17 protein-coding genes and 1 pseudogene are annotated in these 14,445 nt (G+C 68.7%); 4 read left to right on the forward strand and 14 right to left on the reverse strand.

The annotated features are described in order from the left end of the window. Positions 1-88: 88 nt before the first annotated feature. The 5 genes and pseudogenes from V4Y04_RS19985 to V4Y04_RS20005 all read right to left on the reverse strand — a co-directional run bounded on the left by V4Y04_RS19985 (position 89) and on the right by V4Y04_RS20005 (position 4,041). A complete protein-coding gene (locus V4Y04_RS19985; protein WP_332429557.1) occupies positions 89-1,045 on the reverse strand; it encodes a hypothetical protein in 957 nt (318 codons plus the stop codon). 290 nt (positions 1,046-1,335) lie between these two features. Next, positions 1,336-1,485 (reverse strand): DUF397 domain-containing protein, encoded by a 150-nt coding sequence (locus tag V4Y04_RS19990; RefSeq protein ID WP_332429558.1) that lies wholly within the window; start codon positions 1,483-1,485, stop codon positions 1,336-1,338. Next, positions 1,442-2,244 (reverse strand): annotated as a pseudogene (locus V4Y04_RS19995) (DUF5753 domain-containing protein); the annotation flags it as partial. The pseudogene V4Y04_RS19995 and the gene V4Y04_RS19990, both read right to left, overlap by 44 nt. Then, positions 2,243-2,368: a hypothetical protein gene (locus V4Y04_RS20000; protein ID WP_332429559.1), complete on the reverse strand. Its 126-nt coding sequence runs from the start codon at positions 2,366-2,368 to the stop codon at positions 2,243-2,245. The gene V4Y04_RS20000 and the pseudogene V4Y04_RS19995, both read right to left, overlap by 2 nt. Positions 2,369-2,622: 254 nt before the next feature. After that, positions 2,623-4,041 (reverse strand): DUF2252 domain-containing protein, encoded by a 1,419-nt coding sequence (locus V4Y04_RS20005; protein WP_332429560.1) that lies wholly within the window; start codon positions 4,039-4,041, stop codon positions 2,623-2,625. 502 nt (positions 4,042-4,543) lie between these two features. On the opposite strand from V4Y04_RS20005, the gene V4Y04_RS20010 reads away from it, so the two are divergent. Next, positions 4,544-4,822: a hypothetical protein gene (locus V4Y04_RS20010; RefSeq protein WP_332429561.1), complete on the forward strand. Its 279-nt coding sequence runs from the start codon at positions 4,544-4,546 to the stop codon at positions 4,820-4,822. A 153-nt stretch (positions 4,823-4,975) separates the two neighbouring features. Here V4Y04_RS20010 and V4Y04_RS20015 read toward each other — a convergent pair whose 3' ends face one another. The 5 genes from V4Y04_RS20015 to V4Y04_RS20035 all read right to left on the reverse strand — a co-directional run bounded on the left by V4Y04_RS20015 (position 4,976) and on the right by V4Y04_RS20035 (position 8,864). Beyond that, entirely contained in the window at positions 4,976-6,280 is a 1,305-nt protein-coding gene (locus V4Y04_RS20015) for a cation:proton antiporter (protein ID WP_332429562.1), read from the reverse strand. Positions 6,281-7,352: 1,072 nt separating this feature from the next. Continuing rightward, complete coding sequence (locus tag V4Y04_RS20020) at positions 7,353-7,625, reverse strand: hypothetical protein (RefSeq protein WP_332429563.1); 273 nt, start codon at positions 7,623-7,625, stop codon at positions 7,353-7,355. Between the two features lie 82 nt (positions 7,626-7,707). After that, positions 7,708-7,968, reverse strand: coding sequence for a hypothetical protein (locus tag V4Y04_RS20025; protein WP_332429564.1), 261 nt, complete (start codon positions 7,966-7,968; stop codon positions 7,708-7,710). A gap of 106 nt (positions 7,969-8,074) precedes the next feature. Then, positions 8,075-8,299 carry a hypothetical protein gene (locus tag V4Y04_RS20030; protein ID WP_332429565.1) on the reverse strand — a complete coding sequence of 75 codons (225 nt, stop codon included), beginning with the start codon at positions 8,297-8,299 and terminating at the stop codon, positions 8,075-8,077. Positions 8,300-8,303: 4 nt separating this feature from the next. After that, entirely contained in the window at positions 8,304-8,864 is a 561-nt protein-coding gene (locus tag V4Y04_RS20035) for a DUF5994 family protein (protein ID WP_332429566.1), read from the reverse strand. Between the two features lie 278 nt (positions 8,865-9,142). Between V4Y04_RS20035 and V4Y04_RS20040 the strand changes: the two genes are divergently transcribed. Next, a complete protein-coding gene (locus V4Y04_RS20040; RefSeq protein WP_332429567.1) occupies positions 9,143-9,673 on the forward strand; it encodes a DUF5994 family protein in 531 nt (176 codons plus the stop codon). Between the two features lie 140 nt (positions 9,674-9,813). After that, a complete protein-coding gene (locus V4Y04_RS20045) occupies positions 9,814-10,788 on the forward strand; it encodes a magnesium transporter CorA family protein (protein WP_332429568.1) in 975 nt (324 codons plus the stop codon). A gap of 579 nt (positions 10,789-11,367) precedes the next feature. Here V4Y04_RS20045 and V4Y04_RS20050 read toward each other — a convergent pair. Beyond that, on the reverse strand, positions 11,368-11,934 hold the full coding sequence (locus tag V4Y04_RS20050) for a Uma2 family endonuclease (protein ID WP_055628263.1): 567 nt from the start codon (positions 11,932-11,934) through the stop codon (positions 11,368-11,370). Then, the gene (locus tag V4Y04_RS20055; RefSeq protein WP_332432925.1) at positions 11,931-12,437 is read right to left on the reverse strand and encodes a helix-turn-helix domain-containing protein; all 507 of its coding nucleotides are present in this window, start codon (positions 12,435-12,437) and stop codon (positions 11,931-11,933) included. The genes V4Y04_RS20050 and V4Y04_RS20055 overlap by 4 nt, the downstream gene beginning before the upstream one ends. Positions 12,438-12,506: 69 nt before the next feature. Here V4Y04_RS20055 and V4Y04_RS20060 point away from each other — a divergent pair, with 69 nt between their 5' ends. Beyond that, on the forward strand, positions 12,507-12,770 hold the full coding sequence (locus tag V4Y04_RS20060) for a group II intron maturase-specific domain-containing protein (RefSeq protein WP_332432926.1): 264 nt from the start codon (positions 12,507-12,509) through the stop codon (positions 12,768-12,770). Between the two features lie 425 nt (positions 12,771-13,195). On the opposite strand, the gene V4Y04_RS20065 is transcribed toward V4Y04_RS20060, so the two are convergent. Together V4Y04_RS20065 and V4Y04_RS20070 are read right to left on the reverse strand one after the other, a co-directional pair. Continuing rightward, on the reverse strand, positions 13,196-13,675 hold the full coding sequence (locus V4Y04_RS20065) for a riboflavin kinase (protein WP_332429569.1): 480 nt from the start codon (positions 13,673-13,675) through the stop codon (positions 13,196-13,198). 243 nt (positions 13,676-13,918) lie between these two features. Continuing rightward, on the reverse strand, positions 13,919-14,443 hold the full coding sequence (locus V4Y04_RS20070) for a flavin reductase family protein (RefSeq protein ID WP_332429570.1): 525 nt from the start codon (positions 14,441-14,443) through the stop codon (positions 13,919-13,921). Between the last annotated feature and the right edge of the window lie 2 nt (positions 14,444-14,445).

Consider the following 14,445-nt stretch of genomic DNA (forward strand, 5'->3'; position numbering starts at 1 on the left):
CCTCCGTCTGTCGAGTCCGTTGCCGGGTTTCGCATCGTCGCACATCAAGTCTGCCGTCCGGGGATCGATCGCACACCCGCCCATCGGCTCAGCCGGCCGCACGAAGAGGGCCCTGGACGAGACGGCCTCGGCAGTCCCGGCAGTGCCCGGGCTCCGGTGCGCGGAAGGCGCGCTCGCAGCCGTCGCAGGTCTGGAACGGCAGGAGGGCCGGGCGTTCGGCGAACGACGGGAGCGGTGCCGGAGGGGGCGCGGGCAGGGGCGTTTCCCGGAGGCGGAAGGCGAGGATGCCCGCCGGGCGGGTCAGGAGGTGGTCGGGGAGCCGTGCCGTGAGATGCGCGGTGATCCGGGAGGGCGCGACACCTGCCGCGAGCCACTGCCCGACGGCCGGCGCCAGCCGCACGGCCTCCCGCTCGGACAGGACGAGACGCGGATCGAGGCGGCGGAGCGAGGTCAGCACGGCGATTGCCTGCGGGTCGGCGTCGGAGAGCGACGCCGGTTTCTCGGGCTGGTCCGGAACGAGGGCGGGCGCCGCTTCCTCCGTGACGGTCGTGACGGTCACCGAAGAGGGCGTGGTCGGCTCGGCTGAGGACGCTTGCCGGGGCCGGGGCCGGGGCGGCTTCGGCGGTTCCGGGGGTTCCGGTGGTTCCGGGGGCCCGTCGGGGTCTGGAGCCCCGTCCGGGTCCGGGTCCGGGCCGCCGCCGGGGACGTCGTAGAAGTACGTCCGGGTACGGATCTGCCCGGACGGCCGGCGCTCACGGCGCCGTTCCAGGTATCCGGCGGCCTCCAGTTCCCTGAGCGCCCGCGAGATCAGGATTTCGCCCTCGCTGAAGTGCGCGCACAGGGCGGCGATGGACACGGGGGTGCCGGTGGGCAGGGAGAGGATGTACACCCCCACTCCGACGGTGACCGCGCTGCCGCGCCGCTGCGCGAGGGCGTTGGAGATCACGGTGAAGTCGGCGGTGAGCCGGGTGCGTACGTGGATCACGCCGGAGGTCGGAGCTCCGGCGTCGGCGCGCAGGCGCGCGTTAGACTGCGAGTCAGCCATTGGGAAGGTTGAGGCTTCCTGATCGGTGAGGCCCTCGTTCGGGATTGCCGTCCCGGCCGGGGGCCGTATCTGTTTGCGGTTGTCGAGCTTGTTGCGGTGAACGTAACCGCCCGAATCCCGCCCCCGCAAGCCGGTCACTCGCACGAGTGACGCGAGCCTTCCGGCGGGGAGGGTGGGTGGGCGGGTAGTTCTTTCTCCCGGTTCTTTCAGGAGGTCAGCGGCCCGCCGGACCCTCGCGGACAAGGACCCGGCGGACCCGGCGGGCGGACGGCTGCCGGGGCCCGGCCGCCTCAGGGACGGTAGGGGCGGTGCTGCACGTCGCCCTTCAACTCGCCTATGAAGGCGGCCCAGGAGGCGGCTTCGAAGCACAGCGCCGGACCGTGCGGCACCTTGCTGTCACGGACGGGCACGACGGCCCGGAACCCGTCGGCCACCTCCACGCAGTCGCCCCCGCCTGATTGCTGTAGCTGCTCTTGCGCCAGGCGACGCCGGTCGGATCGGGATGGGAGATTCGAGCCACGGTAGTCGCCCTCCATCGTGGACCGGATCATGTCGAGTGACATGATCGGGGGCAGGGCTGCCGCCCGTAGCCGATCGTAAATCACCTTGTAGCGTCCGACATCGGTTGGTTCCTCAATGAGTTGACCGTAGTCGGCACCCTCGGTGTAGGCCATCTCCGAGCCGTCCGGCAGGGCCAGGACCGTCAGCGAACCGCCCATCGCCTCGTGCCCGCCTTGGTCGAACGGCAGTACTTGTACGGTGATGTGCCGCTCCACCGCAGCGTCGATCAGGCGCGCCAACTGCTGTCGCATTACGGCATGGCTGCCGATCGGACGCCTCAGTACCGCTTCATCCAGCACCACGCACAGCTCTGGCCGGTCGGGTGAACTCAGCCGCCCCTGCTGTCCCCTACGGGCTGTGACACGTTCCTCCAACTGCTCGTCGCTCTCCAATAGGGCGTCCAGGCTCAGCACCGCCCGCGCATAGTTCTCCGTCTGCAACAGGCCCGGCACCACATGGGCCGCGTACTGCCGGATGACCACCGCCCGCTCCGAGTACTGCATGAACTTCCGTGACCAGTCCGGAAACGCCTCCCGGTACACGTACGGCCACAACTCGATCAGCAGGTCGTCCGCACCGAGGATCGTGTCCAGCGCACGGGCCAGCTCCAGCGTCGGCTTCGCGCCGGACGCCCGCTTAGACCGGCGAGGTGCAGGCGGGCGCGGCGGAGGCGGGCGTGGCGACGGTGGTGAGCAGGCCGCCCGCGGTGGCGAGCACGATCGCGGCCGCGGCCGCGGAGGTCGTGCGTCTGGCTGGGTTCATTCGGTCCTCTGATCGGATCAGGACGCAAAAGAGCGTTCATGACCACGACATGCGAGGTCGGGATGAGGTTGTGCCGATCTCTACGGTGCGCGGCGATGGCGCTGACCGTCGGCGCATGTCGGAGGGCCCCACCGCGAACGGTGGGGCCCTTCGACATCGTGCCCGGTGAGGCACTGGTGGAGGATACGAGATTCGACGCCTTCCCCGATGGGCCGCCGACAGACAGCTGCGCCAGATCGTCAGCATGGCCGACGTCAGGCCGCTTCGGCAGGGACCCGTCCGGCTCGGACGGCATCGACGAGGGCTTGGTGGTCCCTCTCGTTCTGGTCCGCGTACAGCTCGGCGAAGGTCGCCAGCGCGCGGTCGAAGACGTCGCTGCCGCCCAGGTACGCGGCGATGGCGATGCGGTCCCCGGACCTGGCGTGGGCGCGGGCCAGTGCGGCGCCGCACAGTCGGCCGAAATTGGCCATCCGCTTCGGTGACATGTCCTCGGCTACGGCGATGCCCTTCCAGTCCCGCAGTTGGCGTACGTAGAAGTCCCGCCGTTGGCCGTCGATGCCCTGGGCGCGTTCCCATCCCAGGAAGATGTCGCTGGTGGCCTGCATGAGCCGTTGGCCGGCGACGACGCGCTCGCCCTGCGTGCGGAAGGTGCTGCCGCCGACGTAAGGCGCCAGAACCGACTCGTCGGCCTCCTTGGCCTGGAGGAACAGGGGATCCTCGTCGTCCTTGCCGAGCAGCAGGATGATCCAGCAGCGGGTTCCCACACTTCCCACACCGACGACCTTGCGGGCCATGTCGGCGACGCGGTAGCTCTCCAGCAGGAATCGGCGGTCCGTCTGCAGGGTCTGGCCGTAGCGCTCGAGCAGCCGGTTGAGCTCTTTCTCCATCGTGCCGCGTTCAGCGGTCGGCAGCAGATCATGGAGCCGTACCAGCAGCGGCGGATCGGGAGAGACCAGACGCTTTCCATCGAGGATGTGCGTGAGCTTGTCGAAGACCTGCAGCGTGTCATGCGCACGGGCCCGTTCCGCGGCGCGTTCCCAGCGAGCACGCTGTCCCGCGCCCACGACCGGGCCCCACTGCTCCAGAAGCTCGTCCGTGTCGTAGCTGGTGTACCAGACGTCGAGATTGCTCATTTTGGCGAAGTTCCGCATGCGCTCGCGGTACGACCCCACGGCCGCCCGCACCACCGACGCCCGTTCCTTGGAGCTGAAGCCGTTCGCCCGGCCCGCGATGACGAGGCTGGCCGACAGCCGCTTGACGTCCCATTCCCATGGTCCGGGCAGTGTTTCGTCGAAGTCGTTGATGTCGAACATCAGGCGGCGTTCCGGCGAGGCCAGCAGCCGGAAGTTCAGCATGTGCGCGTCGCCGCAGCACTGCACCCTGATCCCGCTGACCGGTGTCTCCGCGAGATCCGAGGCCATGATGGCGGCGGCCCCGCGGTAGAAGCGGAACGGTGCCTCGCTCATCCTGGCGTAGCGGATCGGTACCAGTTCCGGCACCCGCTTCGCGGACTGCTTCTCGATGATCTCCACCGGGTCCGGGCGCTTCGGCGAGGGCCTGAACTCGGCGTGGCTGGAACGGGGCGCGTCCGAGCGGGCGGCCCTGCCGCGAGCGACCCGCTCCTGCGGGGTGAGGTGCCGTGTCTCCTCGCCGGAGAGATGGTTCTCGGTCATTGCGGACGCTCCACGAAGTGGTCGCCGACGCGCAGCGCGTTGAACGTTGGCGATGGCGGTCAGCGAGGGAGTGATGGCCTCGGTCCCGAGGAAGAGGCTCATATCGACGACATGGAGGTTGTCGCGGCCATGAGCCGGGGCCTTGCAGGTGACGTCGAGGGCGGAGCCGCCGCGTACCTGTCCGAAGCGGAGCGCGCCCGCCCGCCCGATGTCCCGATGTGGTGCTTCCTTTTCAACGTATCTCCGGACGGCGTCCCCAGCGACTCGGGCCGGACCCGGCCTCCGCGCCGGACGGGGTTCCTGTGCGATGACCGCGCCGGCGGTGATGCCCGGCACCACGACGATCGTCAGCACGTCGCCACCGGCCCCGGTCACCGGCGACTCCTCGCCTGCCGCCAGGGCCGCGCCTACCAGTACGGGGGCGCTCCGGCCTCTTGTGCCGTTGCCCGGGATGCGAGTGCCCGGGATGCGAGGTGGTCACCTGCCGTTGGATGGTGGAGTCATGAACCATCACCAGCCCCTGCAATCGATCGACATCGACACCCGGCTCGTCACGACCGGTGCCGTGCTCACCGCGGCCGGTGCCGTGGTGGCGGGCACCGGCATGGTCATCGCGGCCGTCGCCGTGTTCGCCGCAGGTCGGCGCATGATCCGCGACATGGACGTGCCTCCGGCCCAGCAGGCGGCCATGAAGTGGCAGCAGGCCAAGGAGGCGTCCCGAGCGGGCATGCAGGCGTGGCAGTCCGCTTCCGACACCCGGAACGGGTCGCTCGCCCGCTAGCCCAGGCCCGGCCCATGGCTGTGTGAGGCGCGGAAGGAGAATTGCTGCAACCGCCGACGCCTGCGGAAGCACTCGGAGCGGGGCTGTCTCGTACAGCCTGGGGTTCGCCATCGGCGAGCTCGAACGCCACGGGTGGCACAGTCGCCGTGTTCGTCAAGGGCTGTGGGGGCCTCGTACGCCGGGGGCGTTGTCGGCGCCGAGTGCGTTCTCCCGCAGGCCCGGTTCGGTGCGGAGCGTCCTGGTGAACCAGTCGCCGTAGCGGTTTCCCAGAAACGGGGCCGTTGCGCCGTGGAGGAGAACGCTCAGGCCCACGGTCACGGCGATGACGCCGTTCAGCAGCGTCGTCCCGGGCAGGCGCTCCTCGAAGGCCAGCAGGCCGAAGACCAGGGAGGCGAGCCCGCGCGGACCGAACCACCCGATGTAGGCGACGGAGGCGGCCCGCAGGCCGGTGCCGGCCAGGGCCAGAGCGACCGGCAGCATCCGGACCGCGGTCAGGCTGATCAGCGCGTAGACCACCATCCGCCACGTCAGGTGCTGAAGGACCGGCCCCAGGATGACCGCGCCGAAGACCAGGAAGCTCACCGAGGCGAGCAGGAGCCCGAGCCGCTCGCTGAACTTCGCGCTCTGCGTGGGACCCGGGCCTTCGGCCCGAGCGACACGTCCTGACGACGCGTCACGCAGCCGGCTTCCGAAGGCCAGACCGGCGACCCAGGCACCGATGAAGCCGCTGCCTTCGACCGCGGCACACAGCCCGTAGGTGATCACGGGAACGGCGAACGTCAGGAACTGTCGCCACGCAGGAGTGCTCCAGTCCCGAGCGGCCGACCAACGCAACACACCCGCCCCGGCCCAACCGGCGACGAGTCCGATCGCACCGCTCAGCAGCAGCGCACGCAGGAACGTCACGGCAACGCCCGGATGCCCCTCCCCCTCACCCGCCGCCGCCAGCGCCAGCACGAAGAACGGAAGCGCCAGACCGTCGTTCAGACCCGATTCGACGCCCAGGCCGCCTCGGACCAACGCCGGGACCCGCTCGTTGGAGAAAGCCTGCTGCCCGAGCGCGGCATCCGTCGGAGCCAGGATGACGCCGACCAGCGCCAGTTCCCACACACCCAGACCGGGCAGGAGGGGCCAGGCCACCAGCCACCCCAGCGCCATCGTGACGGGCAGCCCGACCACGAGCAGCCGCAACGGCAGGAACCCCTCCCTGCGCAGGTCCCCGATCCTGATCGCCGCCGCGTCCGTGAACAGCACAAGGGTGAGCGCGCTCTCCAGCAGCGTCCGGATGACCTCCGGATCCCGGTCCGCGTTCAGCAGGTCCAGGCCCAGAGGCCCGATCGCCAGCCCGCACACGACGAACACCAAGGGACCGGACAGCACCGTCGTCGACAGCCGCCGCGAGAGGGCCCCGTAGCCGACGACCACGCCACCGGCCACCACCACACCCCACTGGCTCATCCGTACTCCTCACCCGGGACCGGGGCGACCGCCCGGGCAGCTGTACCGGGGCGACGCGCCACGTGCCCGACCACCCGATCACGCCATCCGTCACGGTCACGCAGTGACATGATTGCTCACCCTACGTGTCGGTCCGGTCGGGCTGGGGACCTTCGGTCCTGGCGCGCAGAGCCGGGGAGGGGGGTTCTGGGGTCGCTCTCCGGGAGTGGCCACTCGGAGGCACTGCCGAAGCGATCGGGGCGGACATGGCCATCCGGCGCTGTCCTGGCGCCGCCCGTTACGGGCGCCGCGCCGCCATTTGGGCCACTCCCCGTCCTGCCCGCCGGTCGCGGCGTCAGGGGCGGGGCATTCCGCGATACCGGACGGAGAGGCTGATACCGGACGGAGGGGCTGGTGCCGTGGGTGCACCCGAATGCGGTGCTCACGGTGCAAGGCATCCTCGGAGCCAACGGCGCGAGTGGGCGGCGATGGCGGGCATCGGTGTCACGGAGCGGACCCTGCCTCTTCCCTCACGCTGACGGCGAGTGCCTGACGTCGCTTTCCTCTGCTGCTCATGGGCAAGTGGCATGTGAGCGATGCCGGGCCCTGCGCCAGTAGACGGTGGTGCCCCACGTAGGAGGGGGAGGTTGGCCGGTCGGCCGGCCGGACCGCCTCTTCACCGGACGCGGGGCTCCGCATCCTGAGGGGGCAAGGTCGGCGCCGAGCACAACCACCACGTGAGCAGTAGAGGAAACAGCACCACGTCAGCCTCCCGGCATCAGCGGTGGGCCAGTCGCTGTCCGCCGCCGTCCATGTAGACGGCGCGCTGGCCTCTCGGCCCTTCGGGTCAACGACGTCGCAGTTGCGTCACTCGCGGAAGATCGACCGAGTGGATCACACCTTTTCCCTGCGGCGTTTGCCGGTGACGCAACGGCCCCGGCGTATACACACCGGGGCCGCCCTTCCGGGTCGTTGCACGTGAGAGTGCGCAGGCCCACTCACCAGGGTATGCCCGGGGTGCCATTTCAGGCATATGGGATGAGGTGAGGCCGTCATGTGGCCGGCCGGAGCCCTGAGGGCGGCCTGTGCCGGGTCAGTCACTGTCCTTCTCCTCGGTCTCCATGAGCCGGACCCCCTTGTGCGTCAGTGTGACCATCGCGGGTGTGTTTCCTCGCGCCCAGTCGACCTGGACCAGTCCCTCGGCCGCCAAGTACGTGCAGGCGGCGGCCAGGTCCTCCTCGGGCATGACGAGATCCTCGCGCAGCCGCGCCCCGGTGAGGCCGAGGAGGCGATTGCCTTCGATGGCCTCGTACAGGGTCCTCATGATCGCCTCGCGGTAGTGCTGCCGCTCGTGCAGTGTCGCCATGGTCGCCTGTCTCTCGTGCCGGTACCGACGGAAACCCGTACGTCTGGGGCGGTGTCACCCTTCCCCGCTGAGGGCCGTCTCCTCAGATTTCGTCCGGCTGTGCGTGATCGTCCCCGGAGGACTGGCTGGTCGACAGCCAGGAGCGCACCGGCTCCGCCATGCGCGTGGTGTCCACGGTGAGGTGGAGGCGTGTTCCGCCGTCAGCGCCTGCGGGGTAGCTGCGCGCTTCGGTGGCGGCGTAACAACGGCGGAGAATCTCCGCGACATGGCGAGCCGCCTCCGGGTCCGCGGCGACGATACGAACCTCCGCGTGCCCGGCCGACGGCAGTTCCGGTGACTTCATGGTGAGCCCTTGCTCATACAGGACGACGTGCGTCAGGGGGCGACGTGTCGGCGTGTGTGACGGCCGTCGCCCCCTGCTCGCACCGGCTGGAAGCAGGTCTGCGTCATCAGCGGCTCCCCTCTCGGTGCTCACGGCGTGCGGCGTCGGCAGGAGGACCCTCCGGCGCGGTCGCACGTGGGTTCTTACGGGTCCGCCGACCGATTCCCGGTAGGGCGTCGCTGTAGCGGAACACCTTGATCCTTTCGTCATGCTGCGCGTTGAGCCGGTGGATCAGGAACATCCCCGCGATGATCACGAAGACGAACACGGCGACGGTGACGACTGTCTCCACGTCCTCACCTCCTCGGGGCGGAACTCAAGATCCCGATCGCGGCTCCGGCCGCCGAAGCGGCTCCGCCGTCGGACTCCCATTCCTCTTCCCGGCTCCGAGCCTCTTCCGCGTCGTGACTCATGGCCTCGTCGGCCATCAGACCGCTGGCGGTGCGGATACCTTCCGGAACGGTTGCTGCTGTCATCAGCCGGGCGGCGGCGGCCGGCTCCGTCTCCGGAGGGATCACCAGCAGGTCCAGGCGGCCCACCGTGTAGGAGAAGAGGATCACTTTGTTCGGGTCCTGCTCGTCGGCGAACCAGCCGACATGCACCGTGTGCCCCGTGACGGGGACCTTGCGCGGGATGACGGGCCAGTGGGCCGGGTTCACGGTGACGTGGGTGATCCGACCCCAGCACGCGTCCAGCGCGTCCGTCAGAGTGGGGATCTCCCGGAGGAGATCACGGGAGCGTGGCCACCAGGCACCGTCCAGGAGACCTGGAACCGAGCCGGTCGGGGCCAGGGACAGCCGGGCCGACGCCGAAGGCGGGCGTTCTTCGATGATCGTGGGTTCGATGGTCGCGGTCATGACGCGGACCTGTCCCCGAGCCTCCTCTTGGAGGCCGGTGTTGTTGCTCGCCGGGAACGACACCGGCATGGTGGTCGGTGTGCGAAGTGCTCCCGATTCCTCCACTCTACGCCGCTCAGAGGCCCCGGGACGTGCGCGTGAGCAGGCGTTTTACCGAGAGGCAACGCGTCCGGAACCGCCGGTGGGCGCAGCCGGTGCGGCGGCGCACGACTTACGGTGAGAGAACGGGGTCCCGCGTTCGGCGGTGACACCGAATCCCGCAGACAGGCGGACACAACATGACCGGATCCGACATCCCTCGTGCGCCCGGGTTCCTGCCGGACGCGATCCATCGGGCCGCGAAACCCGGGACAGTTCTTCTGCGGTTGGAGACGACGCAATCCCGGGAAGGCAATCTCGACGGCGCGTGGTGGCCGCGTTCCCGCGACATCGGCGCGGAGTTGCCCGACCTCATCCACGTGCTGACCGGGCACCTCGGCCCGATCACGCGCGTCGGCCTGGACGGCACCGCGTGGGATGAACTTCCCACACGCCTGGTCATCGACGACCAGGTCGTCCATATCGACTCCTTCCCGGTCGGTGATGACACCGCCCTGATCACCCGGGGCGACCAGGACCACTTCTCCCTTCTCGTGGTCCCGCCGCACGCGACACCCGATGCCGCCCGTGCCGCGATGGCCCGCGCAGTCCGGGCCGACAACGTCACCCATGCCGCACAGATCCTCATCGACACCGGCACCCATCAGGCACACCCGATCCCCGCGGAGGACCCCCGGACCGGCGAGGAACGCCACGAGCCCCAGGAATGACGTCTGGAGGCCCGAGTGCCCACAGGGCTGTCTTTGCCGCGGCGCCGACTTCAAGGTGATCGGGGCGGTACCGCCAGTCGGGGCGCATGCCCGGTAGTGGTGTCCGCTGATGTTCCGCTGGTGCCGTTAGTGTGCGCGACATGGCCCATACTCGGCTGTACCGCGCCGGCTCCCTGGTCGAGGAGGGCTTCCCGGTCCGGGACATCGCCCGGCATCTGGCGGATCCGTCTTCGACCGTGTGGTTGGACCTGTACCGCCCGAACCGCGCCGAGTTCACGGCGGTCGGCGAGGAACTCGGTCTCCACGAGCTGGCTCTCGAGGGCGCGTTGCACGAGGGACAGCGGGCGAAACTCGACAACTACCGTACCCATCACTTCCTCAGTGTCTACGCGGTCGCCGTCGACCCGGACGGCGCGGGACTGACGATGAGCGAGCTCGCGGTCATCCTCACGCCGCAGGCGCTGATCACGGTCCGCAAGGACGCCGCGTTCGCCCTCGACGAGCTGGTCGCCCGGTGGGACCGTACTCCGGCTCTGGCAGCGCACGGGGTCGCCTTCCTGCTCCACGGCCTGCTCGACCATGTCGTCGACGGGCACTTTGCCGCGGTACAGCAACTCGACGAACGTATTGAGGAACTGGACGATCTGCTCTTCGCCGAAGGCGGCCGGGAGATCCAGACCGTACAGCGCCAGTCCTACGCCCTGCGGAAATCACTGGTCCGGCTCCGTCGCGTGGTTCTGCCCATGCGGGAGGTCGTCAACGCCCTCATGCGCCCCGACCTCGACGTCGTCGACGGCCCCTTGCTGCCGTACTACCGCGATGTGTACGACCACGTGCTGCGTGCCGGCGAGTGGACGGAGTCGCTGCGCGACCTGGTGGCCTCGGTGATGGAAACCAACTTGTCGGTGCAGGCGAACCGGATGAACCTGATCATGAAGAAGGTGACGAGCTGGGCCGCGATCATCGCCGTGCCCACGGCGATCACTGGCTTCTACGGACAGAACCTTCCCTACCCCGGCTTCGGACACCAGTCGGGATTCATCGTTTCCAGCGCCGTCATCGTCGTTGTCTCTCTGACGCTGTACTTCGCTTTCAAGCGCTGGGACTGGCTCTGACCGCACACGCTCCCGCGTTCTCGTCGGCAGACGGGCCCTGGGAGCCGGTTCCCGAAGCCGGTTCCCGGACGGCTCCCAAAACGGGTCCGCACAACAGGTCAGGCCCGGCGCTGATCTCCCAGCACCGGGCCTGACCCGTTGTATCTCTGTCGGGGTGGCGGGATTTGAACCCACGACCTCTTCGTCCCGAATGAGGTTCGGTTGCTGAGCTCGCCAGGGCGGATGACGTTTTCCCTGGTCAGAGCGTCGGGCTGTCGTGGTCTCGAGTGGTCTCGAAGGGGCTCGGAGAGCGAGTCGGCTCCCCGATGGCTCCCAGAAGGACCCCCATCCGCCACCTCAGGCTGGTCGGCGCCGACGGACTGGCGATCCGCCTTCTGGCGTGCGTGCACTGGGGCGGTCGACAGAGATGAGACCTACACATTACGAGGGCTGGTGGGGTGTGCCGGGTGGTTCCGGACGGTGCTCCACTGCCCGGATCTGCCTGGTCAGAGTCCGTGACAGGTGTCGCGCGGTCTTCTCCGTGATGCCCTGTGCGGCACCGTCCGCTCACGCACAGCGGGCCGCTGAGCAGCATGTGGGTCAGATCTGCCCGAGGTCGATCTCCACCGGGAACGGAGCCGTGACCTTGACGACGCCGGTGAACACGTCACCCTCCCGGTATGTCTTCGTCGCAGGGTCGAGCACGTACGTGTACACCAGAGGAACGCCTGTCGCGGCCTGCTCGATTCGCCAGTAGAAGCCGATGCCTGCCTTGGCATACTGGTCGACCTTCACGATCCGGTCGGTGGTCTCCGAGCCCGGTGACACCACCTCCGCCGCCAGCAGCACGTGCTCGGGCCGGGTGGGCGTGACGTCGATCGTGTCCGCGCGGTACACCACGACGTCCGGGCGGCGATTGGTCAGCGGGACGTCTTGGAGCCGGACGTCGAAGTCGGTGTCTGCGTTCCAGTCCGGCCCCGCGGCGGCATCCAGGGCGTTCGCCAGAATCCGAGCCAGCCGGTTGTGCCGCTTGGACGCACTCGGGCTCACGACGACCATCCCGTCAACGATCTCGATGCCGGCGCACTGCTCCTCGGACCAGGACTCGTACTCCTCCGCCGTGATCTGCTCGTGCATCCACGCCGGGGCCACCATCTCGGCCGTCATGAAGCACCTCCCGGACACTGTGCGGCGGGCCCGATCCCGCTCGGTTCAGCGTACTGTCTCCGGCCCGTCGGACACTCTGCCTCAGGGCTGTCGGACATCGGCAACATGGGTGCCGGCCTTGTGGCCGACGCCCCTCCGGAGCTGCGCCGCTGATCAGCGACGGCGTGCTCTGCCTCGCCGCGGTCGCCGCAGTGGGAGCCGTCACGGTGGACCTGCGCCGGCCCGCCACTGGTCCTCATCCCAGCCGTGGGCGGCCGGCCCCTGCTCCAGCATCGCGGCCATTTTCTCGCACAACGCCGGGCGGAGTTTGCCACGCTGCCCACCGGGCCCCGGGAGGCCGACGCCGCCCGCCCTCCGGCGGCCCAGGCGCGCCGCCACTGGTAGGCGGACTTCGATGTCACCCTCAGCAGCTCGGCGACCTCCGGCGCACTGGCCCCGGCCGCGAACAGCTCGGCGGCCCGCAGGCGCAGCGCCTCGCGTCGCGCGCGTTCCTGAGCGGTCATCCCGCCGCTTTCTGTGCACCTCACACCTTCCGGTGCAGCGCTGTCGCCGCGTACCGCCACCCAGGCGGGCTGTCACCGGTCAGACCTCAAAGCGCCGAAGTCGGTAATCCAACCGTGCGGGGATGGATGCAGTATTTCGGCCGGTTCTACCGGTCGGCGCTGACACCCCTCCTGACGCGCATCAATGCCTGCTTGGCGCGATGGATTCGCCAGAAACACAAGAAGCTCGCGGCGCTACGCGAGGCGCTCCAGAAGATGTGGGAGATCGCTGATCGGTATCCCCGCATGTTCGCGCACTGGAGTTGGACCACTGTGGCGTCCGGGGCCTGGTGATCAGAGTGGCAAGAGCCGTGTAACGGGAGACTGTTACGCACGGCTTCTGTGAGAGCCGAGGGGTGAGATTCCCCTCGGCTACTCGGCGTCTTCTGGTTCAGGCAACACCCCATTGCCGATCCTCGCCCGCCGGATCATGCCGTCGCACTCCTTCACCGTCACCCGTCTGTCGACCGTTCCCGATCGCCGCACCCGACCCGGAAAGCGTCGTCAGCTCGGCTTCGGCAAGCCGACCGCACGATGCGGGGACGCCGGCGTGGAGCGCTCTGAATCTGCCGCGAAGAGGCAAGCGGACGTCATGCTTCGGCTGAGTCCGACTCGCCGTGCGAGCAGGTCGACGTCGATCCGTGCGCACCCGGCGCGACGCTGCGCCTCCACAGCGGCCACAACGCGCAGAATTGCCCACCGAGGCGGCCGACGCGGGGTCATCGCGCGCCCGCTTCGAGCGAGATTGACGTCGCCCAGTTGCGGACATCCTCAATGTCTTTCGCCAACTGCCCCACAAGGTCCTCGACGTCACGAAACCGGCGTTGCGAGCGGATTCGGTTCACGAGATGGACCGATATTTCCCGGTCGTACAGCTCGATCTCCACGTCGAGAAGATGGGCTTCGAGGAGTCGTTGGCCGTGGCGGCCGTAGAAGGTGGTTCTCCGTCCGATGGAGACCGCAGCAGGCCAGTGTCGGCCGTCATCCTCCGTGACAACTACGGCGGACCAGACACCGTCGAGGCGAGCGCTGGTCGACATGGTGAGGTTGGCGGTGGGAAAACCCAGCAGTCGTCCGCGGGCATCGCCGTGTTGGACGACGCCGGTGACGACCTGGTCGTGTGACTGAAGGCTTTCGATCGCGAACGGCCGGCTCGCTGTCAGGCGTCTGGCCGGGCTCTGCCGAGTTATCTGCAGCAACGGAATCCTCCTTGGTGCGGTCAGGGGCCACATCAGTGGACATCGCATATGAACCGATCGGCGGCTCGCCCATAGAGACCATTGAGGCGTTATGTCTTTTTAGAGATGGGGCCAGTTGTCTCGTGATTCTCAAACAGAATCACGAGACAACTGGATCGATTCCTGTCTCGGCCCGGTAGGGATTCGCGCGGCGGATCGCCTCCGCGTCGGAGATGCGGCGCGGAGTCGGTGTGCTCGATTCCGTTACGCGGCGTCGACTGCGGGAGGAGAGGCGAGCTCGCGGAATGTCGAACCGTGCCAGACGAGCGGCTCGTTCTCACCGGCACCGAGACGGTGTGCTTCGAGCAGCACCATCCAGTGGTCGCCGGCTTCCGAGACGGCGGAGATGGAGCAGTCGAGCCACAGCGCCGCACCGTCGATGAATACCGCACCGTCATCGCTCACTTCGATCGCGACCTGTTCGAATCGCGCAGCACGATCCTTATGGGCGAGCTGTCGGGTGAGACCGCTCTGCCCCTTGCCGAAGATCGAAACGCCGAGGCGGCCCGCCTTCGAGATCTGCTCCCATGTCACGGACGTCTTCTGCACCGCGACGGCGACGAGGCACGGTTCGAGGGACACGCCGACCATGAAGGACGATGCGACGAGCGCGTGCTTCGCTCCGTCGATGTCGGCCGCGAGCGCCGCAACGCCCGAAGGGAACTGAGCGAACGTCTGACGCACGATCAGCGGATCGGCGTCGAACCCACGCAGGCGGTTCTGGATCACGG

It is taken from the genome of Streptomyces sp. P9-A2, assembly GCF_036634175.1.
GTDB classification, from domain to species: Bacteria; Actinomycetota; Actinomycetes; order Streptomycetales; family Streptomycetaceae; genus Streptomyces; species Streptomyces pratens.

Excerpts from the sequence above, each read along its gene's own strand:
- V4Y04_RS20000 (WP_332429559.1), bottom strand. The coding sequence starts at position 2,368 with ATGAACCCAGCCAGACGCACGACCTCCGCGGCCGCGGCCGCGATCGTG.
- V4Y04_RS20015 (WP_332429562.1), bottom strand. The coding sequence starts at position 6,280 with ATGAGCCAGTGGGGTGTGGTGGTGGCCGGTGGCGTGGTCGTCGGCTAC.
- V4Y04_RS20010 (WP_332429561.1), top strand. The coding sequence starts at position 4,544 with ATGAACCATCACCAGCCCCTGCAATCGATCGACATCGACACCCGGCTC.
- V4Y04_RS20055 (WP_332432925.1), bottom strand. The coding sequence starts at position 12,437 with ATGACCGCTCAGGAACGCGCGCGACGCGAGGCGCTGCGCCTGCGGGCC.
- V4Y04_RS20040 (WP_332429567.1), top strand. The coding sequence starts at position 9,143 with ATGACCGGATCCGACATCCCTCGTGCGCCCGGGTTCCTGCCGGACGCG.
- V4Y04_RS20045 (WP_332429568.1), top strand. The coding sequence starts at position 9,814 with ATGGCCCATACTCGGCTGTACCGCGCCGGCTCCCTGGTCGAGGAGGGC.
- V4Y04_RS20005 (WP_332429560.1), bottom strand. The coding sequence starts at position 4,041 with ATGACCGAGAACCATCTCTCCGGCGAGGAGACACGGCACCTCACCCCG.
- V4Y04_RS20025 (WP_332429564.1), bottom strand. The coding sequence starts at position 7,968 with ATGAAGTCACCGGAACTGCCGTCGGCCGGGCACGCGGAGGTTCGTATC.
- V4Y04_RS20050 (WP_055628263.1), bottom strand. The coding sequence starts at position 11,934 with ATGACGGCCGAGATGGTGGCCCCGGCGTGGATGCACGAGCAGATCACG.
- V4Y04_RS20020 (WP_332429563.1), bottom strand. The coding sequence starts at position 7,625 with ATGGCGACACTGCACGAGCGGCAGCACTACCGCGAGGCGATCATGAGG.
- V4Y04_RS19985 (WP_332429557.1), bottom strand. The coding sequence starts at position 1,045 with ATGGCTGACTCGCAGTCTAACGCGCGCCTGCGCGCCGACGCCGGAGCT.
- V4Y04_RS20035 (WP_332429566.1), bottom strand. The coding sequence starts at position 8,864 with ATGACCGCGACCATCGAACCCACGATCATCGAAGAACGCCCGCCTTCG.